Genomic DNA, 24,628 nt, shown 5'->3' with positions numbered 1-24,628 from the left:
AGTCTTATATAAGATATAAGACACTTGCCCCAGCCCCCCTCCAGCCTCTACAATCCCTGCGACAACCCTCCTAGCAACCCGACTTTTACGCAGGCCTTCCCATGCTGGAAACGTACCGCCAACACGTCGCCGAACGCGCGGCGCTGGGCATCCCCCCGCTGCCCCTTTCGGCCCAACAAACCGCCGACTTGATCGAACTGCTGAAGAATCCGCCCGCCGGCGAAGCGGAATACCTGCTGGATCTGCTGACCCACCGCGTGCCGGCCGGCGTGGACGACGCCGCCAAGGTCAAGGCCTCGTACCTGGCCGCCGTGGCGCTGGGCAAGGAGTCGTGTGCGCTGATCAGCCGGGCCAAGGCGACCGAGCTGCTGGGCACCATGCTGGGCGGCTACAACATCGGCCCGCTGATCGAACTGCTGGGCGACGCCGAAGTGGGCGCCATCGCCGCCGGCGGCCTGAAGAAAACCCTGCTGATGTTCGACGCCTTCCACGACGTGAAGGAAAAGGCCGACCAGGGCAACGCCAACGCGAAATCGGTGCTGCAAAGCTGGGCCGACGCCGAATGGTTCACCAGCCGCCCCGAACTGCCCGAAAGCCTGACCATCACCGTATTCAAGGTGCCGGGCGAAACCAATACCGACGACCTGTCGCCCGCCCCCGACGCCACCACGCGCCCCGACATCCCCATGCACGCGCTGGCCATGCTGAAGAACAAGCGCGACGGCGCCGCGTTCCAGCCCGAAGAAGACGGCAAGCGCGGCCCGGTCAAGTTCATCGAATCGCTGAAAGAAAAAGGCCACCTGGTCGCCTACGTGGGCGACGTGGTGGGCACCGGCTCGTCGCGCAAGTCGGCCACCAACTCGGTGCTGTGGTTCACCGGCGAAGACATCCCGTTCGTGCCGAACAAGCGCTACGGCGGCGTGTGCCTGGGCGGCAAGATCGCTCCCATCTTCTACAACACCATGGAAGACGCGGGCGCGCTGCCCATCGAACTGGACACGTCCAAAATGGAAATGGGCGACGTGATCGAACTGCGCCCCTACGAAGGCCGTGCGCTGAAAAACGGCGAAGTCATCGCTGAATTCCAGGTGAAGTCCGACGTGCTGTTCGACGAAGTGCGCGCCGGCGGCCGCATTCCGCTGATCATCGGCCGCGGTCTTACCGCCAAGGCCCGCGAAGCGCTGGGCCTGGCGCCCTCGACGCTGTTCCGCCTGCCCAAGAATCCGGCCGACTCGGGCCGCGGCTACACGCTGGCCCAGAAAATGGTGGGCCGTGCCTGCGGCCTGCCCGAAGGCCAGGGCGTGCGCGCCGGCACCTACTGCGAACCGCGCATGACCTCGGTGGGCAGCCAGGACACCACCGGCCCCATGACCCGCGACGAACTGAAAGACCTGGCCTGCCTGGGCTTCTCGGCCGACCTGGTCATGCAGTCGTTCTGCCACACCGCGGCCTACCCCAAGCCCGTCGACGTCAAGACGCACCATTCGCTGCCGCAGTTCATCAGCACCCGCGGCGGCATTTCGCTGCGTCCGGGCGACGGCGTGATCCACTCGTGGCTCAACCGCATGCTGCTGCCCGATACCGTGGGCACCGGCGGCGATTCGCACACCCGCTTCCCCATCGGCATTTCGTTCCCGGCCGGCTCTGGCCTGGTGGCCTTCGCGGCCGCCACCGGCGTCATGCCGCTCGACATGCCTGAATCGGTGCTGGTGCGCTTCAAGGGCAAGATGCAGCCCGGCGTCACGCTGCGCGACCTGGTCAGCGCCATTCCGCTGTACGCCATCAAGCAAGGCCTGCTGACGGTGGCCAAGCAAGGCAAGAAGAACATCTTCTCGGGCCGCATCCTGGAAATCGAAGGGCTGCCCGACCTGAAGGTGGAACAGGCCTTCGAACTGTCCGACGCCTCGGCCGAACGCTCGGCCGCCGGCTGCACGGTGCGCCTGAACAAAGAGCCGATCATCGAATACATCAACAGCAACATCGTCATGCTGAAGTGGATGATCGCCAACGGCTACGAAGACGAGCGCTCGCTGGGCCGCCGCATCAAGGCCATGGAAGCCTGGCTGGCCGACCCCAAGCTGCTGGAACCGGACGCCGACGCCGAATACGCCGCCGTCATCGAGATCGACCTGGCCGACATCCACGAACCCATCGTGGCCTGCCCGAACGACCCCGACGACGTCAAGACCCTGTCCGACGTGGCCGGCGCCAAGATCGACGAAGTGTTCATCGGCAGCTGCATGACCAACATCGGCCACTTCCGCGCGGCGTCCAAGCTGCTGGAAGGCAAGCGCGACATCCCGGTCAAGCTGTGGGTGGCCCCGCCCACCAAGATGGACGCCCAGCAGCTCACCGAAGAAGGCCACTACGGGGTGTTCGGCACTGCCGGCGCGCGCACCGAAATGCCGGGCTGCTCGCTGTGCATGGGCAACCAGGCGCAAGTGCGCGAAGGCGCCACCGTGATGTCGACCAGCACGCGCAACTTCCCCAACCGCCTGGGCAAGAACACCAACGTGTACCTGGGTTCGGCCGAACTGGCCGCCATCTGCTCGCGCCTGGGCCGCATCCCGACCAAGGACGAGTACATGGCCGACATGGGCGTCATCAACAAGAGCGGCGACCAGATCTACCAGTACCTGAACTTCGACAAGATCGCCGACTACAAAGACGTGGCCGACGTCATCGAAGTGTAAGCCGGGCAATACGCAACGGCCGGCACGCCGGCCGTCCGCCTGCCGGATCCCCGGGCGCGCCTGCGACCCGGGGATTTTTTTTGCTCTACGATGCAGCCATCGCCGCCCGGCGCCGGCCGCCGGGCATTGGGGCCTGCACATGAATACCGAATACCTGGAAAGCTTCGCCAAAGTGGTCGAATGCCGATCGCTGGCCGAGGCGGCCCGCCGCCTGCACCTGACCTCGGGCGCGGTGGCCGCGCGCATCCGCATCCTGGAAAGCGAACTGGCCACCACGCTGGTGCAGCGTTCCGGCCAGACCATCACGCCCACCGAGGCGGGCATGCGCATCTACGACCGCGCCAAGGAACTGATCCAGTCGGCGCGCGACCTGCAGGCCATCGCCAGCTCGGGCGCCCCCGAAGGCGAACTGCAGCTGGGCGCGTTTCCGTCCGCGCTGACCACGCATGTGCCGGTGCTGCTGGAAGGCTTCTGCGCCAGGCATCCGGACCTGTCGATCTATATTGCCTACGACGCCTCGGCCGAACTGTGCCGCCGCGTGCACATGGGCCAGCTCGACGCCGCCGTGGTGATCGAACCCACCTTCGCCATTCACAAGAATTGCGACCTGCACACGCTGCAGGAAGAACCGCTGATCGTGATCGCCCCCGCGCACATGGCGGGGCGCGACGCGCACGACCTGCTCCTGCACGAGCCGTTCATCCGCTACGACCGCCTGGCCCACAGCGGCCAGCTGGTCGACCGCTACCTGAAAGACAACGCCCTGGTGCCCCGCCAGCGCGTCGAGGTCGACAGCCTGCTGACCATTGTCTCGCTGGTCGAGCGCGGGGTGGGCGTATCGCTGGTGCCGGATTCGTTCTCGATCTGGTACAAGGCCGACGGGCTGGTGAAGATACCGCTGCCGGAACGCACGCCGATCCGCCGCATCGGCATGATCTGGGGCCGCCACAGCCCCCGCCTGAGCGTGGTGCAGGCCCTGATCGAGCACGCCAGCCAGGCGCTCTGACCCGCGCGCAGACTGCGCGGCGGTAAATCCTTTGCGTTGAGAACGCAAAAAATTTGCGAATCCGCCGGCCCCCCGTCTCGTAGACTTTCAACGTTTACAGACTGGCAGCAAGGATAAGCAGAATGGCCAAGCAAGTGGTGCGGCTCAATCTCTGGACCGACCCGGCTTTCGACCGGATCATCGGCGCCAGCCCGGACACGGCGCTGACCGTCGTGGACCTGGCCAGCCCGCCGGAGACGATCCGGGCGCAGCTGGGCCAGGCCGACATCTACCACGTGTCCGCCGCCAAGGACGAAGTGCCCCCGCAATGGCAGGTGACGCGCGAGCTGATCCGGCACTGCCCGAGCCTGGTCTGCGCCTCGACCTCGGGCGCCGGGTATGACACGGTCGACGTCGATGCATGCACCGAACACGGCATCCTGGTGGTCAACCAGGCGGGCGGCAATGCGGCCTCGGTGGCCGAGCATGCCTTCGGCCTGATGCTGGCCGTGGCGCGGCGCATCGTCGAATCCGACCACCTGCTGAAAACCGCCAGCGGCTTTACGCGGGAAGACCTGATGGGCCGCGAACTGAACGGCCAGACGCTGGGCCTGGTGGGCATCGGCCACATCGGCCGCTATACCGCGCGGCTGGGGCAGGCCTTCGGCATGCAGGTGCTGGCGGCCGACCCCTATCTGGACGCGGCCGAGATCCGGGCGCGCGGCGCCACGCCGGTACCGCTGGACGAGCTGCTGGCCAGCAGCGACGTGGTCTCGCTGCACTGCCCGCGCACGGCGGAAACCCGCAACTTGTTCGGCGCCGCGGAATTCCGCAGCATGAAGCGCGGCGCCCTGTTCATTTCCACGGCGCGCGGCGGCATTCACGACGAGGCGGCCCTGTACGACGCCCTGGCGGCCGGCCACCTGGGCGGCGCCGGCCTGGATGTATGGAACGTAGAACCCCCGCCGCCGGAACACCCCCTGTTGACGCTGCCCAATGTGGTGTCCACCTATCACACGGCCGGCGTCACCCACGAAGGCCGCCGCAAGGTGGCGACCATGGCGGCCGAGCAGATTGTGGCGCTGTGCGCCGGCGCCCTGCCCGGCCGCATCGTCAACCCCGAGGTCTTGCCGGCATTCCAGCGGCGCCTGGGCGGCTGATTCCGCCGCCCCCAACAACCACTACACCAAGGAGACATTTTCATGCAGATCAAGACCGGACTCAGGCGCCAGCTGGCCACCCTGGCCGCCACCGCGCTGACCCTGTCGGCGGCCCTGGCCAGCCCGGCCGCCCAGGCCGAATATCCTGAACACCCCATCAACATGGTGGTGTCGTACGGGCCGGGCGGCGGCACCGACCTGATCGCGCGCGCGCTGGCGCCGTTCATTGAAAAATACCTGGGCAAGGGCGCGCAGATCGTGGTGCTGAACCGGCCCGGCGCGGGCGGCGCCATCGGCTTTGCCGAAGTGGCGCGCGCCAAGCCCGATGGCTATACCATCGGCTTCCTGAACACGCCCAACCTGATCACCATTCCCATCGAGCGCAAGGCCCAGTACCGCTGGACCGACTTCGACCTGATCGGCAACCTGATCGACGACCCGGACAGCTTCGCCGTCAATACCAGCAGCAACATCAAGAACCTGGCCGACCTGGCCGCCTATGCCAAGGCCAATCCGGGCAAGGTGACGGTGGGCACCACCGGCATCGGCTCGGACGATCACCTGGCGATGCTGCTGTTCGAAAAATCCACCGGCACGAAGATGACGCACGTACCGTACAAGGGCGCGGGCGAAGTGCGCAGCGCGATTTCCAGCGGCGAGATCTTCATGGCCGCCATGAACATCGGCGAAGCCATGGCCTACATCAAGGCCGGCTCGCCCATGCGAGACCTGGGCGTCATGAGCCAGGAACGCTCGCCCATCGCGCCCGATCTGGCCACCTTCAAGGAACAGGGCCACGACATCACCATGTCGTCGCTGCGCGGCATCGGCGCCCCCAAGGGCCTGCCGCCCGAGGTCAAGGCCAAGCTGGTGCAGGCCGTGCAGAAAGCCGTGCAGGACCCGGCGTTCCGCGCAAAAGCCGAAGCCATGTATGCGCCGCTGCGCTACCTGGCGCCCAAGGAGTACGAGGCGGAACTGCGCGCCAACGAGGCCCTGTTCCAGAACTTCTGGAAAGAGACGCCCTGGGCAGAGCGGTAATGCAAGCAGCGCGGCGGTTGGCGGATATCGGCCGCCGGCCGCCGCGCCGCGCGCGCTTTAGGCGTGAGCCCGCGTCAGTCGCGCACGGCCAGCGCATCGAGCTGGGCGTCGTCCAGGCCCAGGGCCAGGCTGCCCATGGCGCAGGTCACCGCAAGGGCGCGGCGCAGTTCCGGTTCGCGGATGATGTCGGGCGTATCGGCCGCCGACAAGATGCGATTGACGCGCGAATCCGGCCGGTCGAAGCCGGCCACCAGGCGCAAGGCCGGAATGCCATGGCGGGCGAAATTGGCGTGGTCGGAATTCGGCATCAGCGGCAGCCAGCTGGCCACCGCCACGCCCGCGGCCCGGGCGGCCTTGGCCACATAGCCGGCCAAGGCGGGAAAGTCGCTGATCAGCGCGGCCAGGGTATCGTCGCCCGCCACCGTGTCCAGGTTGATGTTCAGTTTCAGTTGCGCGCGCTCGGCCTCGGGCAGGTCCGCCAGATAGCGGGCCGAGCCGGCCAATGCCCATTCTTCGGCGCAGAACAGGCACACGCGCAAGCCGGCCGTCCGGGCCGATACATGCGGCGCCAGCGCCCGCGCGGCCGCCAGCGCCACGGCCACGCCCGTGGCGTTGTCCAGCGCGCTGCAGCCCAGGTCATGGCCATCGAGATGGGCGCTGATGACGATGCGCGCCTCGCGGCCGCCCGGAATGTCCAATATGCCCACGCTCGCGCGCGCGTCCGGCACTTCTGCGCCCTGGATGCGCAGCCGCGCCTGTGCGCCGGCGCCGGCCAGCAGGCGCGCGCCGGCTTCGTCGATGTAGGCCGCCGGAATGCCGGCGCCGTTGCGGGGCCGGCCCGACGAACCCGACAGCAGGCCGCCGCCGGCCCAGGGATTGGCGATCAGGAAACCCGCCGCGCCGGCCTGCACGGCCATATCGTACTTGCGGCGCCGATGCACATGATGCGGCGTAAACGGATATTCGTGGCGCACCAGCACCAGCTTGCCGCGCACCCGATCGCCCGCGCGCGCGAAATCATCGGCGCGGCCCTGGCCCAGGTCCAGCACCGGCGCCACCAGCCCTTCGGCATCGGTCGATGCCGAGCGCAACAGGGGCTTGCACGGCAACGCCACGGCCCGGCCCTGGTCGTCCAGCAGCTCCAGGCTGGCCTGCAGGCAGCGCCAGCCGTCGTAGGGCACCTGCAGCTTCTGCGCATTGCCCCCCACCGCCTGCATGCGCCGCAAGGCCCAATCCATGGCCGCGGCGTCCTGCCCGCTGCCCGACAGGCGCCCGCCAAACCCGCACAACGCGTGAAAGTCATCCATCAGCTGCGCATCTTGCGCCGCCGCCTGCAGCCACTGAGTCATGAACATCCTTGAAAGCGATAGCGCCCGCATGGGCGCGTAGAGTTATTCCAGCTTGATCCCGGCGCGGCCGACAACGTCCTGCCAGCGCTCGAAGTCGGCCGAGAGCAATGCCTGCAGCGCCTGCGCGCTGGTCTGGTCAGGCACGTTCGCGCCGATGCCCGCATAGCGCTGGCCGATGGCGGGCGACTGCATGACCTTGCCCATCGCGGCACCCAGCTTGTCGAGCACCGCCTGCGGCGTGCCGGCCGGCGCCAGCAGGCCCCACCAGCTCTGCACGGTAAGGTTGGGCAGGCCGCTTTCCTGGAAGGTGGGCACGCCGGGCGTGCCGGCCTGGCGCTGCGGCGACGAGACCGCCAGGGGCCGGATCTTGCCGGCCTGGAACAGCGCCGCCGCGCTGGGCATGCTGCTGAAGCTGACATCGATCTGGCCGCCTGCCAGGTCGCTGACCGAGGCCGCGGCGCCCTTGTAGGGCACGTGCACCAGCCGGGTCTGGGTGTTGAGCATGAACAGTTCGGCCAGCAAATGGGTCAGCGAGCCATTGCCGCCCGAGCCGATGGAAACGGTGGCGGGGCGGGCCTTGGCATCGGCCACCAGGTCGGCCACGCTTTTGCCCGCGTAGCCGGGGCTGGCGAACAAGTACATGGGAGACAGGCCCACCAGCGCGATCGGCGCGAAATCCTTGCGGGCGTCGTACTTGACCCGCCCGCCATAGAGCGCCGGCACGATGGTGAACGGCACGTCGGCCAGCAGCAGGGTATAGCCGTCGGGCGCCTCGCCTGCCACGTAGGCGGTGCCGATCATCGAGCCCGCGCCGGCGCGGTTCTCGACCACCACGGGCTGGCCCAGCTGGGCGCCGAGCTGTTCGCCGATGGCGCGCGCGATCAGGTCGGAACTGCCGCCGGCCGAGTAAGGCACCACGATCTTGACCGGCTTGTCGGGATAGGCCGCGGCCAGGGCCGGCAAGGCGACGCAGGCGACAGCCACGATGCCGCGCCAGCAGGTTTTCCACTTGTTCATGTTTATTGAGCCCGTTTTTAATTGAACCGGCTTCGATTCTGGCCGTGGGCGCCGGCGGTAACAAGAGATGTATGCGCATGCGCCATTCCGATTTGGAATGGCGGGCCGGCTAGCCGCGCAGATAGGCTTGCACGGCCTGGTTGAGAACCAGGGCGCGCTCTTGCATCCAGGCGCAGAAGGCGTCGGTATACGGGCCGCCCACATTGGGCCGGGGCTGCATCAGGTAGTAGCCGAAACGCCCTTCGACCACCTCGCCCAGCGGGCGGCGCAGGGTGCCGTCGCGCAGCGGCTGCAGCACCATGCACAGGGGCACGATGGCCGCGCCCAGGCCGTGCATGACGGCGGGCAGCAACACGGAAAACCCTTCGTATTCCGGCGCGGTCACCGACGGCCCCGGCCACAGCGGCGCCACGTCGGCGCGCCATTCGTCCCAGCCATAGCCGCGCTGCGCGCGCTTGAGCAGCGGCAGGCCGTCCAGGTCGTCTACGCAGCGCACGGGATGCCGCTGCAGCAGGCCGGGCGTGGCTACCAGCGTCATTTCGCGGCCGCACAAATATTGTGCCGACATGCCGGACACATAGCCCGCGTGCAGCTGGATTTCGGCATCGAAGCGCTCGGCTTCGCCGCGGCCGTACAACAGGCGCGGCCTGACGTTGACCCGGATGCCCGGATGCCGCTCGAAAAACCCGGCCAGGCCCGGCAGCAGGCAGAACTGCGCGAATGACGGCGACACCGCGACATTCAGCGCCACCCGCGACCCCGGCTGCGCCACCAGCGCGTCGGCCTCGTCGATGAGCCGCAGCGCCGCGCCGATGCGTTCGAAGTACAGCGCGCCCGCGTACGTCAGGCGCAAACCGGTGGGCAGGCGCTGGAACAGGGCCACGCCCAGGCGCCCTTCGAGCGCGCTGATGTGCTTGCTGACCGCGCTCTGGGTCAGGCTGAGTTCTTCGGCGCTGCGGCTGAAGTTGAGGCTGCGGGCGGCCGCCAGGAAAATGCGCAGCGAAGTGACGGAATTGCGGGATCCTTTCATGGCGGGATGGCGAACGGCGGCGAGAAGCCGCCATTATCCGCCGGACAGAACGCGGGAAAGGATTGCATACCCGCCTTCGTATCAGGATAATACGACAAATTCTTATTTCCAATCTCTTTAAACCGACACGATGCCAGACCACGCCTCTCCCTTGCGCCGCCCCACCTCGCGCGCACGCCTGACCCCGCTATCGATGGCCCTGCATGCCGCCATGTCAGCCGGGATGCTGGCCTGCGCGCCGGCATTTTCGCAAACCGTGCAAGGCGCGGTCACAACTCTGGAAACTACCACCGTAACGGGCGAAGCCAGCGTCTCGAATCCGACCCCTGTCGAATATGCCGGCGGCCAGGTGGCGCGGGGCGGCCAGTTGGGCGTTCTGGGCAATATCGACAATATGGACGCGCCCTTCGTGGTAACCAGCTATACGTCCAAGTTGATTGAAGACCAGCAGGCGCGCACCCTGGGCGACGTGGTGAAGAACGATGCGTCGGTTCAGGTGGGCAATGGCTTCGGCAATTCGGCCGAGACCTTTTCCATCCGCGGCTTCGCGCTGAACAACGACGACCTGTCGTTCAACGGCCTGTACGGCATCCTGCCCCGCCAGGTACTGCCTACGCAGATGATCGAGCGGGTCGAAATTCTGAAAGGCGCCAACGCCTTCCTGAATGGCGCGGCGCCGGGCGGTTCGGGCCTGGGCGGGTCGATCAATATTCAGCCCAAGCGTGCGGGGGCCGATCCTTTGACGCGCGCCACCATCGATTACACCAGCGATTCCCAGGTCGGCGGCAGTGTCGACATCGGCAGGCGCTGGGGCGACAGTCAACAGTTCGGCATCCGGGTCAATGCGGCCCATCGCGATGGCGATACCGTCGTCGACGACGCCGGCCAGCGCATGACCGTCGGTACGGTGGGACTGGACTATCTGGGCGAGCAACTGAGGGTGTCGCTGGATGCGGGGTATCAGAAATACCATTATTCGCAGCCGCGACCGACGATTGTGCCCACCGATTCCGACGCGCCTTCGCCGCCGTCGAACCACACCAATTACGGACAGCCCTGGACTTACAGCGAACTGGAAAGCACGTTTGGCGTGTTGCGGGCGGAATATGATTTTTCCAGCAACTGGATGGGATACGCGGCAATCGGCACCAGCCACGACCGGGAAAGCGGCGACTATGGCCAGCCCAGAGTAAATGCCGACGGCATGGGAACAGTGGCCAGGCTTACCGTTCCCTATACGCGTGATTCGGTCAGTGGCGAGATCGGCATGCGCGGAAAGTTCCAGACTGGCGCGGTCGGCCATCTGGTCAATGCAGGCGTATCACGACTCCAGACTCGCGTACGGCAAGCATGGGAAATGAGCGCCACCAGCCCCATTGACATTTACGACCCTGAATACTTCCCTCGCCCCGATACGACATTTTCAGGTGGCGACATCGATGATCCGCATGTCAGCAGCCGCACGCACCTGACGAGCTTCGCGCTATCCGACCAGTTGTCTTTTCTGGACGACCGCGTTTTCCTGACGATCGGAACACGCTATCAGACCCTCAAAGACAAGCTCTACACCAATGATGGCGTACCTGACACCACGTACGACAAATCAATCTGGACGCCGGCCTACGGCCTTGTAGTACGCCCCTGGGAGCAAGTGTCGTTCTATGTCAACCACATAGAAGGCTTGAGCAAAGGAGATTCGGCTCCGTTGGGCGCCAGCAATTTCGGCGAGACCCTTGCTCCGTACCGCACCAAGCAGACCGAGGCGGGTGTGAAGCTGGACTTCGGCGACATCGGCGGGAATATCGGGGTATTCCAGATAGAAAAACCCGAGGCCTATACCAATTCGGACAATGTTTTCGAATTGGCGGGATCACAACGCAACCGCGGCCTGGAGATGAACATCTATGGCGAACCGATGCGCGGCGTGCGCCTGCTGGGCGGCATCACCTTCATGGACCCGGAACTGCGTGGCACCCAGGGCGGCAAGCAAGACGGCAACGATGCCATCGGCGTGCCGCGCTATCAGGCGGTGCTGGGCGCGGAGTGGGATGTGCCGGCCCTTACCGGCCTGACGCTGCAGGCCTACGTACAGCGACGTGGTTCACAATATGTGAACATCGACAATACCGGCAAGATCCCGGCCTGGACCCGCATTGACCTGGGCGCGCGCTATGCCACCAAGATCGACGGCCGCAACGTCGTGTGGCGCGCCGGCGTGGACAATGTGACCGACAAGGAATACTGGTCCACGGTAGGCAATGACTTCGGTCAGATCACCCAGGGCATGGGCCGCGTGTACAAGCTGTCGATGTCGGTCGACTTCTGACGCTGCAGGCAGCCGGGCCGGACACGTTCCCGGCTGCCTGAACAGGGCCGCCTTCACCCCCCGAAGCGCTGCTCCGGCAGGCCCCGCACCCCCAGTCCATGCACGGCGAACAGGCTGCCGCGCGCCACGCCGTCGTGCGGAAAGCGCGGCAGCGGCGGCCGCGCCATCGACGTGACGTACAGCACGTCCAGGTCGGGCCCGCCGAACATGACGCTGGTCACCTTCTTCACCGGCATCTCGATCACGCGGTCGACCGAGCCGTCGGGGGCATAGCGCACCAGCTTGCCGTCGTACACCAGGGCGTTCCACAGATAGCCTTCGGCATCGACGGTGGATCCGTCGGCGCCGCCGCCGCCGCTCATGTCCACGCGGGCGTGGGTGCGCCGGTTGGAGACCTTGCCGGTCTGCTGGTCGTAGTCGTAGGCCCAGACCTCGCCCGACCAGGTGTCGTTGAAGTAGAAGGTATTGCCGTCGGGGCTCCAGCACGGGCCGTTGGACACCACGATGCCGCGCTCCAGGGTGTGCAGCGACAGGTCCGGGTCGAGCCGGTACAGGGCGCCGTTGGGGCCGTCTTCATTGGTGTCCATGCTGCCGGCCAGGAAGCGCCCGTGGCGGTCGACCTTGCCGTCGTTCAGGCGGTTGGCCGGCTTGTCGGGCTCGGGGTCGACGATCAGTTCCACCTCGCCGGTGTCGAAGTCCAGGAAGTGAAAACCGCGCGCCAGCGACAGGACGGCCCCGCCCTTCTTGCGCAGCGCCATCGAGCCGATTTTCTGCGGCACGTCCCAGGCGCGGACTTCGCGGCCGTCGGCAGTGCAGCGGAAGATGCGGCCGTCGGCGCTGTCGATCCAGTACAGCCGTTGCTCGTCCACGTCCCACAACGGGCCTTCGCCCAGGGTGGTCTTCACGTCGACCAGAATGTCGATGCGCATGGATATCTCCTTGGTGTGGTTCAGAACGCGACCTGGTCGCCTCCTTTCAGTTGCAAGATGCGGCGGGCATCGTCGGGCGTGGCAATCTGCATGCCCAGGCCTTCGATCACCTGGCGCACCGAACGCACCTGCTCGGCGTTGGACTGGGCCAGCCGGCCCTTGCCGGCCCACAGGCTGTCTTCCAGGCCGACGCGCACATTGCCGCCCATGGCCGCCGATTGCGCCGCAATGCGGAACTGGCTGGCGCCGGCGCCCAGCACCGACCACCGGTAGTCGCTGCCGAACAGGCGGTCGGCGGTGCGGCGCATGTGGATGACGTCTTCCGGATGGGTGCCGATGCCGCCCAGCAGGCCGAACACCGATTGCACGAAGAACGGCGCCTTGACCAGGCCGCGGTCGGCGAAGTGGGCCAGGTTGTACAGGTGGGCGATGTCATAGCACTCGAATTCGAAGCGCGTGCCGTTGTCGTAGCAGGTCGACAGGATGTATTCGATGTCTTTGAAGCTGTTGCGGAACACCAGGTCGCGCGTGGCTTCGAGGTGTTCGCGTTCCCAGTCGAACTTGAATTCGGTGTACTTGTTCAGCAGGTGGTACAGGCCGAAGTTGATCGAACCCATGTTCAGGGATGCGACTTCGGGCTTGAACTGGGCGGCCGGCCTGACGCGCTCTTCGACCCGCATATAGGGGCTGCCGCCGGTGGTGATGTTGATCACCGCGTTGGTGGCGCGCTTGACGTCGGGCAGGAAGCGCGCGAAGGCCTCGGGGGTCTGGTCGGGCTTGCCGTTGTCGGGATTGCGCGCGTGCAGGTGCAGGATGGCGGCGCCGGCCTCGGCCGCGGCCAGCGCTTCGCGCGCGATGTGTTCGGGGGTGACGGGCAGGTGCGGCGACATTGACGGCGTATGGATCGCGCCGGTGATCGCGCAGGTAATGATGACTTTGTCTTGGGACATGTCGAACTCCGGAAAGAAGGCGCGCCGGACAGGCGCTCAAGAGGTAGGGTCGTCGCTGCCGGCCTGCTTGTGGGCGGCCAGCGCCATCAGGCGGCGGTCGCGCCACAGCTGGCGCGCGGCCAGCGCATCGGCGGGCAGGTGCTCGCGGCGTTCGGCCTCGATGCGGTCCATCAGGTCGCCGCCCCACGGCACGCGCCGCTGCATCTGTTCGAACAGGCCGGCATACATGCCTTCATAGCGCTCGGCATAGTCGCGCACGCCGCCCGGCGCATTCAGGTCGATGGTCTCGAACGGCCCCATGAACGACCAGCGCAGCGCCAGGCCCTCGCGCAGGCCGATGTCCACGTCTTCGACGCCCGCGTAGCCATCGGCCACCAGCCGGAAGGCTTCCTGCAGCAGCGCGCCCTGCAGGCGGTTCATGACGAAGCCGTCGATTTCGCGCCGCATCATGATGGGCACCTGGCCGGCGTCGGACAGTATTTTGCGCGCCTGCTCCATGGCCTGCGGCGCGGTCCAGGGGGCCGGCACCACTTCAACGGCCGGCACCAGGTAGGGCGGATTGATCGGATGCGCCACCAGGCAGCGTTCGCGGCCCGGCAGGTGGTCGGTGAAGCGGGACGGCAGCAAGGCGGATGTGGAGCTGGCCAGAATGGCTTCGCGCGGCGCCAGGCGGTCGAGCTCGGCATAGACGGCGCGCTTGCTGTCCAGCACTTCGGGCGTGCTTTCCTGCACGTAGTCGGCGTCCGCCAGCGCCGCCCCGATGTCGGACTCGACCCGCAGGCGCTCCAGCACCTGGGCCGGCGGCTGGCCGCGCAGCAGGCCCTGGCCGGCCAGGTCGGGCAGCACGGTGGCGGCGAACTCGCGCGCCCGCGCGGCCTGGCCCGGCTGGCTGTCCCACAGGGCGACCCGGTGGCCGCCGCGCGCAAAGACGATGCCCCAGGCCCGGCCGATGAGCCCGGCACCGATGATGGCGATATTCGACATGTCTGCTCCTTGGCAAATGTGTGTGCGCTGACCTTACCTGGCCGGCGCGGCGCCGCATAGTGTGTTCATTTCTCGCGCAGGGCGATCACCGCGCCCAGCACGACCGCGCCATACAAAATGGCGCGGGTGGCGTAAGGCAGGTTGCTGCCCGCCAGCAGGGTCTGCAGGGCTGTCAGCAGCAGCACCCCCGCCAGCATGCCCAGGTAATGGCCGCGCCCCCCGGTGATCAGGCCGCCGCCCACCACCACCACGGCGATCGACGGCAACAGGTAGTCGTCGCCCATGCCCAGGCTGGCCTGGCCCGAAAAACCGGTCAGCAGAATGCCCACCAGCGCCGCGCACAATCCGGACAGCACATACACGCCGATCAGGGTGCGGCCGACCGGCACGCCGGCCAGGCGGGCCGCCAGCTGGCTGTTGCCCACCGCATAGACGCGCCGGCCGAACGCCGTGTGCGACAGCAGCAGCACCGCCGCCGCCGCGAATACGGCCACGAACAGCACCACGGGGGTCACGCCGGCCAGATGGCCGGTCATGAAACTGCGCAAGAGCGGCGGCGCGAAACCCGCCGGCGTGCCGCCCGAGTACAGCAGCGCCAGCCCCTGCAGAATGCCGTTGACGGCAAGCGTGGCCACGATGGGCGACAGCCCCAGCGCCACCACGGCCAGGCCGTTGACCAGGCCGACCAGGCAGCCCAGCAGCAGCACGATCAGCATGGCGTGGGGCAGCGCGGCATCGGCGCCCTGCGCGATACCCGCGAACAGGATGCCCGACAGGCCGATCGTCCAGGGCAGCGACAGGTCCAGCCCGCCGGTCAGGATGACGGCGCCCTGTCCCAGCGCCAGAATGGCCAGGAAGCTGGCCAGCACGATCAGCGAATTCCAGTAGCCCCAATGCGCCAGCGAACGGCCCAGGGTCAGTTCGGTGGCCGCCAGCACCAGCACCAGGCAGGCCACGGCGGGCAGCGAATAGCGCAGGGTCTGGGCGTGGCGCACCGTGAACGGCGGCGCGGCAGCCGGCGCGGCGGGCGGCAGTGCCGTGGACGCGGGCAGGCGCCGGTCGGCGCCGCCCAGCTGGCGCGGCAAGGTGCCGGCGCGCCAGGCGCGCCAACGCGCGGCTGCCGCGCGCAGCTGACGCACCGGAACCGAGTCGCTATTGGCGGCGGCGGCCAGGGCGGCAATGATCAGGATGACGCCCTCGACCACCGTGGAGTAGTAGGCCGACACGTTGAGCACCAGCAGGATGTTCACCACGATCATCAATATGTAGGCGCCGAACACCGACCCCATCGGCCCGCCCCGGCCGCCGCCCAGCCGCGTGCCGCCCACCACCACGGCGGCGAAAATCGACAGCAGCAGCGGATTGCCCACCAGCGGATCGCCGGCGCCGGTCTGCGCGCTAAGGAACACGCCCGCCAGGCCATACAGCCCGCCCGCCAGCACGTAGGCCAGGAAGCGCACCGCGTCGACGCGCACGCCCGCGGCGCGCGCGGAATCGGCATCGCTGCCTACCGCATACAGGGCCGTGCCGACGGGCGTGCGCTTGAGCCACAGCCACAGCAGGGCCAGCACGGCCAGCAGCGCCAGCGGCATGGGCAGCAGCTCGGGCCAGGCGTCGCCCATGTAGAAGTCGCCCAGCGCCGGCGGCACCGCGCCGCCCGGCTTGTCCATGACCAGCAGCGTCACCCCTTGCAGGATGAACATGGTCGACAGCGTGACCACGATGGGCTGCAGGCGCAGGGCCGCGACGAAGAAACCGTTGAAGGCGCCGGCCGCCATGCCGATCGCCACGCCGGTGGCGGTGGCCTGCCATACCGAGGCCTGCGGGCCGCCCAGCACCAGGCCGGCGGCCAGCGCCACGTTCACCAGCGATATCACCGCGCCCACCGACAGGTCGAAGCCGCCGGTCAGGATGACCACGGTGGCGCCGATGGCCGCGATGGCCAGCGTGGCGCCGCCGCTGCTCAGGAACGCGACGTCGAAATAAGTCAGCGTGCCGCTGCCCAGCATGACGACCGTGCACAGCATCACGGCGAACACCGCCATGGCCGTCAGCAGGCCGCGATGGGCCGCCAGCGGCGACGGTCCGGCGCGGCGCGCCGGCGCGGTGTCCAGCGGATGTTCGAGGCGGGGCTGGGTGATCATGCCGCCCTCTGCTGCGTTTGGCCGCCCAGCGCAATGCGCATGATGCCCTGCTCGGTCAGGGCCGCCCCGGCCAGTTCGCCCTGCACGCTGCCGCCATACAGCACCAGCGCGCGATCGCACAGGTTGACGATTTCAGGGATCTCGGTGGAATGGAACAAGATAGCGCCGCCTTCGGCCACATACTGCCGCATCAATACATACAGCTCGTGCTTGGTGCCCACGTCGATGCCGCGCGTGGGGTCGAACAGCAGCAGAATGCGGCTTTGCGCCAGCAACCATTTGGCGATCGCGATCTTCTGCTGGTTGCCGCCCGAGAAAGCGCCGGCCGGCGTCCACACGGCGCGGCGGTCGACCTGCACGCGCTCGAAGGCGCGCTCGACCGCGGCGTTCTCGGCCGCGGTGCGGATCACGCCGCCGCGCGTATAGCGCCGCACCACCGGCAGGGTCGCATTGGCGCGTCCGTCCAGTTTCAGGAACAGGCCTTCGGTCTTGCGGTCTTCCGGCACCATGCCGATGCCGATGTTGGGCCGGATGGCATCGGCCGGCGAGCCCAGCATGACGGCGCGCCCGTCGACCAGGATCTGCCCCTGCCTGGGCGCCAGCATGCCGAAGCAGGCATGGAACAGATCCAGCTGGCCCATGCCCTGCAGCCCCGCCACGCCCAGTATCTCGCCGCGCCGCAGGCTGAAATCGATGCCGCGCGCCTTGCCGGCATCCAGCCCGCGCGCGCCGAGTACTTCCGGGCCGAACGCCGGCGCGTCGGCCGGGCGTGGGGGGAACACGCGCGATACGCTGCGGCCCACGATGCGCTCGATGACGGCATCGTCGTCCAGTTCGCCGGCCGGGCCGGTGGAAATATGCCTGCCGTTGCGCAGAATGGTCAGGCGGTCGCAGAAGGCCCGCACTTCACGCATGCGGTGCGAGATGAACACTACAGTGGTGCCCTGCGCTTTCAGGCGCGCGATCAGGCCGCCCAGCCAGTCGACATCGCGGCCGGCCAGCGTGGACGTGGGCTCGTCCAGCAGCAGGATGCGCGGCGCGCGCAGCACCGCGCGGGCGATTTCGATCTTCTGGCGCAGCGCCAGGTCCAGCGTGCCGGCCTCGGCGTGCAAGTCCACGTCGAAATCCAGGTCGCGCAAATGCTGCGACACGCGCTCGGCCGCCGCCCGGCGCCGCACCATGCCCAGCGGGCCGCGCGGCGCGTAGGGCATCAGCATATTGTCGAGCACCGACAGGTCGGCCACCAGGGTCATTTCCTGGAAGGCCGTCTGGATGCCCAGCGCATGGGCGGCGCGCGGCGAACGCAGCCGCACGGGCCGGCCGTGCACTTCGAGCCGGCCGCCGCTGGGTTCGATCAGGCCCGACAACAGCTTGACGACCGTGGACTTGCCCGCGCCGTTTTCACCCAGCAGGGCATGCACGGTGCCCGGCTGGATCTCGAACGACACGTCGTCCACCGCCACGGTGGGGCCGAAGGCCTTGCGCAGGCCGACAGCCCGCACCGCCGCGACAGCAGGATCGGCGATATTCATGGCAGTTTCCTTGCGGTGCGGGCGGGCGTCAGGGTTCGGGCTGCGACGCCAGCGCCGCGTTCAGGCCCACTTCCGGTGTTTCGTTCGAGAAAATCGAGGCGAACCAGCCGGGGTTCTTGACGGCCGACGGCTTGAACACATTGCAGCCGGCCTTCATTTCGGCCCAGCTTCCGGTGTCGCACAGCTTGATGGTTTCGTTGGTGACCAGCGGCAGCGGCAGCGTGACGTGCTTGGGCACTTGCTTGCCTTCCAGCGCCTGCACGGCCAGCTTCAGGGCCAGCGCCCCCGAATACGGCGGCGACGCGTACGACACGCGCGGCGCGCCCATCGGCGCATACGTGCCGGCGGCGCCGTCGGCCTGGGTGCCGGGCGGCAGCATCTGCACCCGCCCGCCGTTGGAGCCCTCGCCCGCGCAGGGCAGCAGGTCCTGCGGCTTGCGGCCCGCCTCGATCTGCATGGAATTCGCGGTGTAGCAGCCCACCTGCATCCACAAGCCATCGATGCTGTCCCAGTTGCGCGTGGCCAGCAGCTTGGACAGTTCGGTGCGCGCCACCGCCTGGCTCCACATGCCCACCGCCTCGCCCACGATCTTGATATCGGGGTATTTGGCGAAGACTTTCTTGGCCGCCGCGGTGCGCTGCGTATCGACCGAGGTGCCCGGCACGCCCGTGACCAGCACCACATTGCCCTTGCCGCCCAGCTTGTCGGCCAGCCACTGCGCGGTGACGCGGCCTGCCTCTTCCTGGTCGATCGTGACGTTGTGGGCGCAGGGCTCGGTGACCTCGGCGTCGTAGGCGAACACCAGCACGTTCTTGGCGCAGGCGTTCTTGATGACATGGTTCAAGGCCGTGGGCGAGATCGGATAAACGACGATGGCCTTGGCGCCGGCCTGCACCATGGCATTGATCTGCTGGATCTGCTTTTGCGCGTTCGGTCCGGCCACCTGCACCTGCAGGTCGACCTTGCCGGCCATCGACGGATGGGCCGCCATGGCCTTGACCATGTTGGATGCCTCGGCCTGCCAGTCGTTGCCGACGTAGCTCATGCTGAGGAACACTTTGGCTTTCTGCTGCGCCTGCGCCGGCGCGCCATACAGCGCCGGGGCGAGGCCCGCGGCGGCCAGGGCGGCGGCGGCCAATATTGTCTTGCACCGATTCATGCCTGTCTCCGTATCCGTATCCATTGAGGATGGTTTGTGGATTTTTTGCCGCGCCGGAATTCTTGTGCTCCGGGTCGGGTTAAGCTTATTGTTGAATCAGGTATATCTGTGATCACAGATCATAAAATGCATAATACGATGAGAAATCCAGCCATGCAACCACCCGCCCCGCCCGCCGCCGATGTGGCCGACCGCCTGCCGCCAGCCACTGAACTAGAAGGGAAAATGGAGAAAATCGTCCGGCATACCTTGTCGGACCGGGTCTATGCCGATTTGAAGGAACTGCTGCAATCGGGCGAAATGGAGCCGGGGCAGCGCTTCACGCTGCGCGGCCTGGCCGCCACCGTGGGCACCAGCGCCATGCCGGTGCGCGAGGCCGTCGGCCGGCTGGCCGCCGAGCAGGCGCTGGAAGTGATGCCCAACCGCGCCATCCGCGTGCCCATCATGACGCGCAACCGCTTTCTGGAACTGCGCACCATCCGCATCCAGCTCGAAGGCCTGGCCATCGTGCAGGCCGCGCAGCATCGCAGCGCGGCCGAGCTGGCCGGAATCCAGGCCTACGAGCAGGAATTCCGGCTGGCGCGCGAACAAGCGGTGCCCGATGGGCGCCAGGCCGTGCGCGCCAACAAGGGCCTGCACTTCGCCATCTACCGGGCGGCCCGCATGCCGGCGCTGCTGCAGATCATCGAAGGCCTGTGGCTGCAGGTCGGCCCGGTGCTCAACTACGACCTGGCCAGCAGCCCGCGCCGGCTGGCCGAAGGCGAAGCGTACATGCACCACGCCAACATGGTCGCGGCGATTGCGCGGCAAGACGGCGAAGCCGCCCGCGCCGCGCTGGTGGCGGACCTGACCAGCGCCAGCGAATTCATCCTGACCCGCGACGTGCTGCCCTGAACGCGGCCGGCCGGACGCCGGGGGCGGCGCGACGATGACGGGCCGCAGCGCTTAGAATGCCGCCATCCTCCCAACAAGGAATCCGGCAATGCGACTATGGGGCAGCGCACTGGGGCCGCCGCTGCTGGCCCTGCTGATGGTATTGACAGGCTGCGCCGCCACGCCGCCGTCGAACCCCGACAATCTCTGCGCCATCTTCCGCGAAAAGCCCGACTGGCACGACGCCGCGCTGGACATGCGCGAAAAATGGGGCGTGCCGGTGCAGGTGCCGTTCGCCATGATGTACCAGGAATCCAGCTTCCGGCACGATGCCCTGCCGCCGCGCTACTACTTCCTGGGCTTCATCCCCTGGGGCCGCGTCAGTTCGGCCTATGGCTATGCCCAGGCCAAGGACGAGACCTGGGCCGACTACAAGCGCGAGGCCGGCGGCTGGACCGCCAGCCGCGACAACCTGGCCGACGCGCTGGACTTCATGGGCTGGTACATCAGCAAGACCCAGCGCATCAACGGCGTGTCGAAATGGGACGCCTACGGGCAGTACCTGAACTATCACGAAGGCTGGACGGGCTACCGCAACCGCAGCTACGAGCGCAAGGCCTGGCTCATGCGCGTGGCCCGGCAGGTGCAGGCCCGCGCAGAACGATTCGGCGCGCAATACCGCTCGTGCGAAAAAGAACTGAACCGGGGCGGCCTGTTCGGCGTGTTCTGAGGTTCGCGCGCTGCGCTATCCTGTCGGCTACACGAAAGGGGCACCATGTATTTCGATTCGACACTCTGGGCGATGACGCGCGGCGTGCGCCTGCGCATGCTGGCCTGCGCCCTGCTGGGCCTGCTGGGGCTGGCGGCGGGCATCGCGCGCTTCGTGCTGCTGGGGCAGTTCCTGGCGCGGCTGTTCGCCGGCGCCGAGGGCGGCGCACTGTGGTGGCCCCTGGCCGGCGCGGCCGGCGCGATCCTGCTGCGCGGCATGTTCGAGCATGCGCTGAACCTGCTGGCCAACCGCAATGCCGCGCTCATCCAGAACAACCTGCGCGCGCAGCTGTACGACAAGATCGTCGAGCTGGGCCCGGCCTGGTTCGGCGGCCAGCGCACCGGCGGCGTGATGCTGGCCGTGATCGACGGTGTCGAGCAGCTGCAGAGCTTCTTCGGCCGCTACCTGCCGCAGCTGTTCATCGCGGCCTGCGCGCCGGTCGTGATCTTCGCCTTCATTGCCTGGTGGGACTGGCCGGTGGCGCTGGTGCTGATGGCCGCCGCGCTGGTCACGCTGATCCTGCCGCTGGCGGCGCACGGCAGCCATCGCGATGCCTCGCGGCGCCGGGCCCAGGCCTTCAAGGCCTTCGGCGAAGAATTCCTCGATGCAATGCAGGGCCTGCCCACGCTGAAGGCGTTCGGCCAAAGCCGCGCCTGGGGCGAACGGCTGGCCGACCGCGCGCGCGCCCTGTCGGACAATACCTTCAAGGTGCTGGGCCGCGAAGTCTCGGCGCGCTTCGCCACCGACATCGGCATTACCGTGGGGGCCGCCGCCGCGCTGGCGCTGGGCGCCTGGCGCGTGTCGCAGGGCGAGATGACGCTGGCCGCGCTGCTGGTCGTGCTGATGGCCGGCACCGAAATCTTCCGCCCCCTGCGCGACATGCGCTCGGTGCTGCACCAGGGCTTGATGGGCCAGTCGGCCGCGGCCAGCGTGCGCGCGCTGCTCGACGCCGCCAGCCCGGCGCCGCGAGGCGCGGGCGGCACCGCGCCGGCCGCCGCGGGCGGCCTGGCCATCGCCTTCAAGAATGTGGAATTCTCGTATCCCGGCGGACGCCGCATCACGCACCAGGGCATGAGCTTCGACATACAGCCCGGCGAGCGCGTCGGCATCGTGGGGCCCAGCGGCTCGGGCAAATCCACCCTGGTGCGCCTGCTGCTGCGCCTGCATGACCCGCAGGCCGGCAATATCGAAATCGGCGGCCACGACCTGCGCGCGCTCGACCCCGAAGCCGTGCGCGCGCGCATTTCGCTGGTGGCCCAGGACAGCACGCTGTTTCACGGCACGGTGGAAGAAAACCTGCTGCTGGCGCGGCCCGACGCCACGCCGGACCAATTGCAGGCGGCCGCGGCGGCGGCCAACGCGCATGCGTTCATCATGGCGCTGCCGCAGGGCTACCAGACCGTGCTGGGCGAGCGCGGGCTGCAATTATCGGGCGGCCAGCGGCAGCGCCTGGCGATTGCGCGGGCGCTGCTGCGCGACACGCCGATCCTGATCCTGGATGAGGCGCTGTCGTCGGTGGACGCCGAAAACGAAGCCGGGATCCAGCAGGCGCTCGACCGGCTCAGCCGCGGCCGCACCACCCTGGTGCTGGCGCATCGCCTGTCCAGTGTCGTCAATGCCGACCGCATCCTGGTGCTGGACGGCGGCCGCATCGTGGAATCGGGCACGCACGACGCCCTGATGGCCGGCGACACCCTGTACCGGCGCCTGATGGGCGGCCAGCAGGGCGCGCCGCAGGCAGCAGTGCTGCCGGCCGCGGCCGATGCCTTGCAGGCCGATGCCTTGCAGGCCGAAGCCGGCAGCGGCGACGGCCGCCCCGCCCCCGCGCCGCTGGAAGCCGACGCGCGCCACATCGGCACGCGGCAGGTGATGCAGACGCTGATGCAGATCATCCGCCCCTGGAAGCGGCAGTTCGCCATCACGGTCGCCAGCGGCGTCGGGCGCGTGGCGGCGTTCATCGGCGTTTCGGTGCTGGGCGCGCTGGTCATTGCGCGCCTGAAGAACGGCGAGCCCTTCGATGGCCTGCTGGCCGGCCTGTTCGCAGCGGCAGTGGCCGCCGCGGCGCTGCACTGGCTCGAATCCTGGCTGGCGCATGCCATCGCCTATCAGCTGCTGGCCGAAATGCGCATCGCGCTGTACCAGAAGCTGGAAGCGCTGGCGCCCGCCTACTTGCTGCGCAGGCGCTCGGGCGACCTGGTCGGCCTGGCCACGCAGGACGTGGAAACCATCGAGTACTTCTTCGCCCACACGGTGGCACCGGCATTTGTCGCAGTGCTGGTGCCGGCCGTGGTGCTGGCCATCCTGGGCGTCACGGCGTGGCCGCTGGTGCTGGCGCTGCTGCCGTTCCTGCTGTGGGCCGGCGCCTCGCCCTGGCTGAGCCGCGCGCGCGTGGACGCGCAGGGCAGCCTGGCGCGCCAGTCGCTGGGCCTGCTCGGCGCCCACCTTTCCGAAACCATCCAGGGGCTGTCCGACCTGGTGGCGTTCTCGGCGGCCGGCCGGCGGCGCGCCGCCTTCCTGGCGATTGCCCACGACTACCAGCGTGTGCGGCTGGCCTTGCTGGCCGACCTGTCGCGCCAGGGCGCCCTGCTTGAAATCGCCACCGGCCTGGGCGGGCTGGCGGTGGCGGCGGTGGGCGCCTGGTGGGTGGCACAGGGCCAGCTGGCGGCCGGCCTGCTGCCGCTGCTGGTGTTGCTGTCGGTGGCTGCCTTTTTGCCGGTGTCGGAAATCGCCCAGGTCAGCCGCCAGCTGGCCGACACGCTGGCCTCGACGCGGCGCCTGCGCGCCATCCACGACGAGCCGGTGCCGATCGCCGATGGCCCGCTGGCGCCGCCGCTGGACAGCGCCGGCCTGCCGCTGGCTTTCGACCAGGTGACCTTCACTTATCCGGGCCGCCGGCATCCCGCCCTGAACCAGGTCGCACTGGACCTGCCGGCCGGCGCCACCCTGGCGCTGGTCGGCCCGTCGGGCGCGGGCAAGAGCACGCTGGCCAGCCTGCTGCTGCGCTTCTGGGATCCGCAGCAGGGCGCCGTGCGCATCGGCGGCATCGGCCTGCCCGAGCTGACGCTCGACGCGCTGTATCGCCGCATTGCCCTGGTGGCGCAGGATACCTGGCTGCTCAACGGCACCCTGGAAGACAACATCCGGCTGGCCCGCCCCGACGCCAGCGCCGATGCCGTGCGGCAGGCGGTGGAACGCGCCGCGCTGGCCGAGCTGGTGGCCGGCCTGCCGGACGGCCTGCGCACCCGCGTGGGTGAGCGCGGCGTGGCGCTGTCGGGCGGCCAGCGGCAGCGCATCGCCATCGCCCGCGCCTTCCTGCGCGACGCGCCGATCCTGATCCTGGACGAGGCCACGTCGCACCTGGACGCCATCAGCGAGGCCCAGGTGCACCAGGCGCTGGCCGAGCTGATGCGCCACCGCACCACGCTGATCATCGCGCACCGGCTGTCCACCATCCGCCAGGCCGACACGATCGCCGTGGTAGACGGCGGCCGCATCGTGGAATCAGGCACGCACGACGACCTGCTGCGCCGCGGCGGCGCCTATGCGCACCTGGTGAACCGGCAGATGATGGCGGCGCGGCAGGCCGCCTGAAGGCCGCCGCGTCAGTCCGGCTGGATGCAGTTCTGCCGGAAGCCCCCCGCCAGGTGTCAGGCTCCGCAGGCGCCTGACACCGCAACGTTGAGACAGTCG

Annotated in this window: 17 protein-coding genes; 8 read left to right on the top strand and 9 right to left on the bottom strand. The window is 68.2% G+C overall.

Annotated features, from left to right (window positions below; all coding sequences use genetic code 11):
* The first annotated feature begins 101 nt into the window (after window positions 1-101).
* The 4 genes from acnB to J2P76_RS10750 all read left to right on the top strand — a co-directional run bounded on the left by acnB (window position 102) and on the right by J2P76_RS10750 (window position 5,876).
* Window positions 102-2,693 (top strand): bifunctional aconitate hydratase 2/2-methylisocitrate dehydratase, encoded by a 2,592-nt coding sequence (gene acnB / locus J2P76_RS10765; RefSeq protein ID WP_207407131.1) that lies wholly within the window; start codon window positions 102-104, stop codon window positions 2,691-2,693.
* Between the two features lie 139 nt (window positions 2,694-2,832).
* Entirely contained in the window at window positions 2,833-3,699 is an 867-nt protein-coding gene (locus J2P76_RS10760) for a LysR family transcriptional regulator (RefSeq protein ID WP_207407130.1), read from the top strand.
* Window positions 3,700-3,821: 122 nt separating this feature from the next.
* Window positions 3,822-4,838 carry a hydroxyacid dehydrogenase gene (locus tag J2P76_RS10755; protein ID WP_207407129.1) on the top strand — a complete coding sequence of 339 codons (1,017 nt, stop codon included), beginning with the start codon at window positions 3,822-3,824 and terminating at the stop codon, window positions 4,836-4,838.
* 42 nt (window positions 4,839-4,880) lie between these two features.
* Window positions 4,881-5,876, top strand: coding sequence for a tripartite tricarboxylate transporter substrate binding protein (locus tag J2P76_RS10750; RefSeq protein WP_207407128.1), 996 nt, complete (start codon window positions 4,881-4,883; stop codon window positions 5,874-5,876).
* Window positions 5,877-5,950: 74 nt separating this feature from the next.
* Here J2P76_RS10750 and J2P76_RS10745 read toward each other — a convergent pair whose 3' ends face one another.
* From J2P76_RS10745 to J2P76_RS10735, 3 genes are all read right to left on the bottom strand, one after another.
* Window positions 5,951-7,225, bottom strand: coding sequence for a M28 family peptidase (locus J2P76_RS10745; RefSeq protein ID WP_207407121.1), 1,275 nt, complete (start codon window positions 7,223-7,225; stop codon window positions 5,951-5,953).
* Window positions 7,226-7,267: 42 nt separating this feature from the next.
* Window positions 7,268-8,242, bottom strand: coding sequence for a Bug family tripartite tricarboxylate transporter substrate binding protein (locus tag J2P76_RS10740; RefSeq protein WP_207407119.1), 975 nt, complete (start codon window positions 8,240-8,242; stop codon window positions 7,268-7,270).
* 109 nt (window positions 8,243-8,351) lie between these two features.
* Window positions 8,352-9,272, bottom strand: coding sequence for a LysR substrate-binding domain-containing protein (locus tag J2P76_RS10735; protein ID WP_207407117.1), 921 nt, complete (start codon window positions 9,270-9,272; stop codon window positions 8,352-8,354).
* A gap of 193 nt (window positions 9,273-9,465) precedes the next feature.
* Between J2P76_RS10735 and J2P76_RS10730 the strand changes: the two genes are divergently transcribed.
* On the top strand, window positions 9,466-11,598 hold the full coding sequence (locus J2P76_RS10730; protein WP_207407115.1) for a TonB-dependent receptor: 2,133 nt from the start codon (window positions 9,466-9,468) through the stop codon (window positions 11,596-11,598).
* A gap of 53 nt (window positions 11,599-11,651) precedes the next feature.
* Here the strand turns inward: J2P76_RS10730 and J2P76_RS10725 are convergent, their stop codons facing one another.
* From J2P76_RS10725 to J2P76_RS10700, 6 genes are all read right to left on the bottom strand, one after another.
* A complete protein-coding gene (locus tag J2P76_RS10725) occupies window positions 11,652-12,527 on the bottom strand; it encodes an SMP-30/gluconolactonase/LRE family protein (RefSeq protein ID WP_207407113.1) in 876 nt (291 codons plus the stop codon).
* Window positions 12,528-12,547: 20 nt separating this feature from the next.
* Window positions 12,548-13,477, bottom strand: a complete 930-nt coding sequence (locus J2P76_RS10720; RefSeq protein ID WP_207407111.1) for a 3-keto-5-aminohexanoate cleavage protein — start codon at window positions 13,475-13,477, stop codon at window positions 12,548-12,550.
* A gap of 36 nt (window positions 13,478-13,513) precedes the next feature.
* Window positions 13,514-14,461, bottom strand: a complete 948-nt coding sequence (locus J2P76_RS10715) for a 3-hydroxyacyl-CoA dehydrogenase (RefSeq protein WP_207407109.1) — start codon at window positions 14,459-14,461, stop codon at window positions 13,514-13,516.
* 65 nt (window positions 14,462-14,526) lie between these two features.
* On the bottom strand, window positions 14,527-16,605 hold the full coding sequence (locus J2P76_RS10710; RefSeq protein WP_207407107.1) for an ABC transporter permease: 2,079 nt from the start codon (window positions 16,603-16,605) through the stop codon (window positions 14,527-14,529).
* Window positions 16,602-18,137: a sugar ABC transporter ATP-binding protein gene (locus J2P76_RS10705; RefSeq protein WP_207407105.1), complete on the bottom strand. Its 1,536-nt coding sequence runs from the start codon at window positions 18,135-18,137 to the stop codon at window positions 16,602-16,604. Before J2P76_RS10705 ends, J2P76_RS10710 begins: the two co-directional genes overlap by 4 nt.
* A 28-nt stretch (window positions 18,138-18,165) precedes the next feature.
* Window positions 18,166-19,296 carry a sugar ABC transporter substrate-binding protein gene (locus J2P76_RS10700; protein ID WP_207407104.1) on the bottom strand — a complete coding sequence of 377 codons (1,131 nt, stop codon included), beginning with the start codon at window positions 19,294-19,296 and terminating at the stop codon, window positions 18,166-18,168.
* 153 nt (window positions 19,297-19,449) lie between these two features.
* On the opposite strand from J2P76_RS10700, the gene J2P76_RS10695 reads away from it, so the two are divergent.
* From J2P76_RS10695 to J2P76_RS10685, 3 genes are all read left to right on the top strand, one after another.
* Window positions 19,450-20,190, top strand: a complete 741-nt coding sequence (locus tag J2P76_RS10695) for a GntR family transcriptional regulator (protein ID WP_242697345.1) — start codon at window positions 19,450-19,452, stop codon at window positions 20,188-20,190.
* Between the two features lie 88 nt (window positions 20,191-20,278).
* Window positions 20,279-20,899: a hypothetical protein gene (locus J2P76_RS10690; protein WP_207407102.1), complete on the top strand. Its 621-nt coding sequence runs from the start codon at window positions 20,279-20,281 to the stop codon at window positions 20,897-20,899.
* Window positions 20,900-20,944: 45 nt separating this feature from the next.
* Entirely contained in the window at window positions 20,945-24,529 is a 3,585-nt protein-coding gene (locus J2P76_RS10685) for an ATP-binding cassette domain-containing protein (protein ID WP_207407100.1), read from the top strand.
* Window positions 24,530-24,628: the final 99 nt, after the last annotated feature.

This window comes from Bordetella petrii (genome assembly GCF_017356245.1).
Taxonomy (GTDB): domain Bacteria; phylum Pseudomonadota; class Gammaproteobacteria; order Burkholderiales; family Burkholderiaceae_B; genus Bordetella_A; species Bordetella_A petrii_D.
Note: the sequence above shows the minus strand (reverse complement) of the source record. Positions and strands in the feature narration are given on the sequence as shown.

Coding starts and splice junctions, on each gene's coding strand:
- J2P76_RS10750 (WP_207407128.1), top strand. CDS start 4,881: ATGCAGATCAAGACCGGACTCAGGCGCCAGCTGGCCACCCTGGCCGCC.
- J2P76_RS10695 (WP_242697345.1), top strand. CDS start 19,450: ATGCAACCACCCGCCCCGCCCGCCGCCGATGTGGCCGACCGCCTGCCG.
- J2P76_RS10705 (WP_207407105.1), bottom strand. CDS start 18,137: ATGAATATCGCCGATCCTGCTGTCGCGGCGGTGCGGGCTGTCGGCCTG.
- J2P76_RS10715 (WP_207407109.1), bottom strand. CDS start 14,461: ATGTCGAATATCGCCATCATCGGTGCCGGGCTCATCGGCCGGGCCTGG.
- J2P76_RS10730 (WP_207407115.1), top strand. CDS start 9,466: ATGGCCCTGCATGCCGCCATGTCAGCCGGGATGCTGGCCTGCGCGCCG.
- J2P76_RS10685 (WP_207407100.1), top strand. CDS start 20,945: ATGTATTTCGATTCGACACTCTGGGCGATGACGCGCGGCGTGCGCCTG.
- acnB (WP_207407131.1), top strand. CDS start 102: ATGCTGGAAACGTACCGCCAACACGTCGCCGAACGCGCGGCGCTGGGC.
- J2P76_RS10735 (WP_207407117.1), bottom strand. CDS start 9,272: ATGAAAGGATCCCGCAATTCCGTCACTTCGCTGCGCATTTTCCTGGCG.
- J2P76_RS10755 (WP_207407129.1), top strand. CDS start 3,822: ATGGCCAAGCAAGTGGTGCGGCTCAATCTCTGGACCGACCCGGCTTTC.
- J2P76_RS10710 (WP_207407107.1), bottom strand. CDS start 16,605: ATGATCACCCAGCCCCGCCTCGAACATCCGCTGGACACCGCGCCGGCG.
- J2P76_RS10725 (WP_207407113.1), bottom strand. CDS start 12,527: ATGCGCATCGACATTCTGGTCGACGTGAAGACCACCCTGGGCGAAGGC.
- J2P76_RS10700 (WP_207407104.1), bottom strand. CDS start 19,296: ATGAATCGGTGCAAGACAATATTGGCCGCCGCCGCCCTGGCCGCCGCG.
- J2P76_RS10720 (WP_207407111.1), bottom strand. CDS start 13,477: ATGTCCCAAGACAAAGTCATCATTACCTGCGCGATCACCGGCGCGATC.
- J2P76_RS10745 (WP_207407121.1), bottom strand. CDS start 7,225: ATGACTCAGTGGCTGCAGGCGGCGGCGCAAGATGCGCAGCTGATGGAT.
- J2P76_RS10740 (WP_207407119.1), bottom strand. CDS start 8,242: ATGAACAAGTGGAAAACCTGCTGGCGCGGCATCGTGGCTGTCGCCTGC.
- J2P76_RS10690 (WP_207407102.1), top strand. CDS start 20,279: ATGCGACTATGGGGCAGCGCACTGGGGCCGCCGCTGCTGGCCCTGCTG.
- J2P76_RS10760 (WP_207407130.1), top strand. CDS start 2,833: ATGAATACCGAATACCTGGAAAGCTTCGCCAAAGTGGTCGAATGCCGA.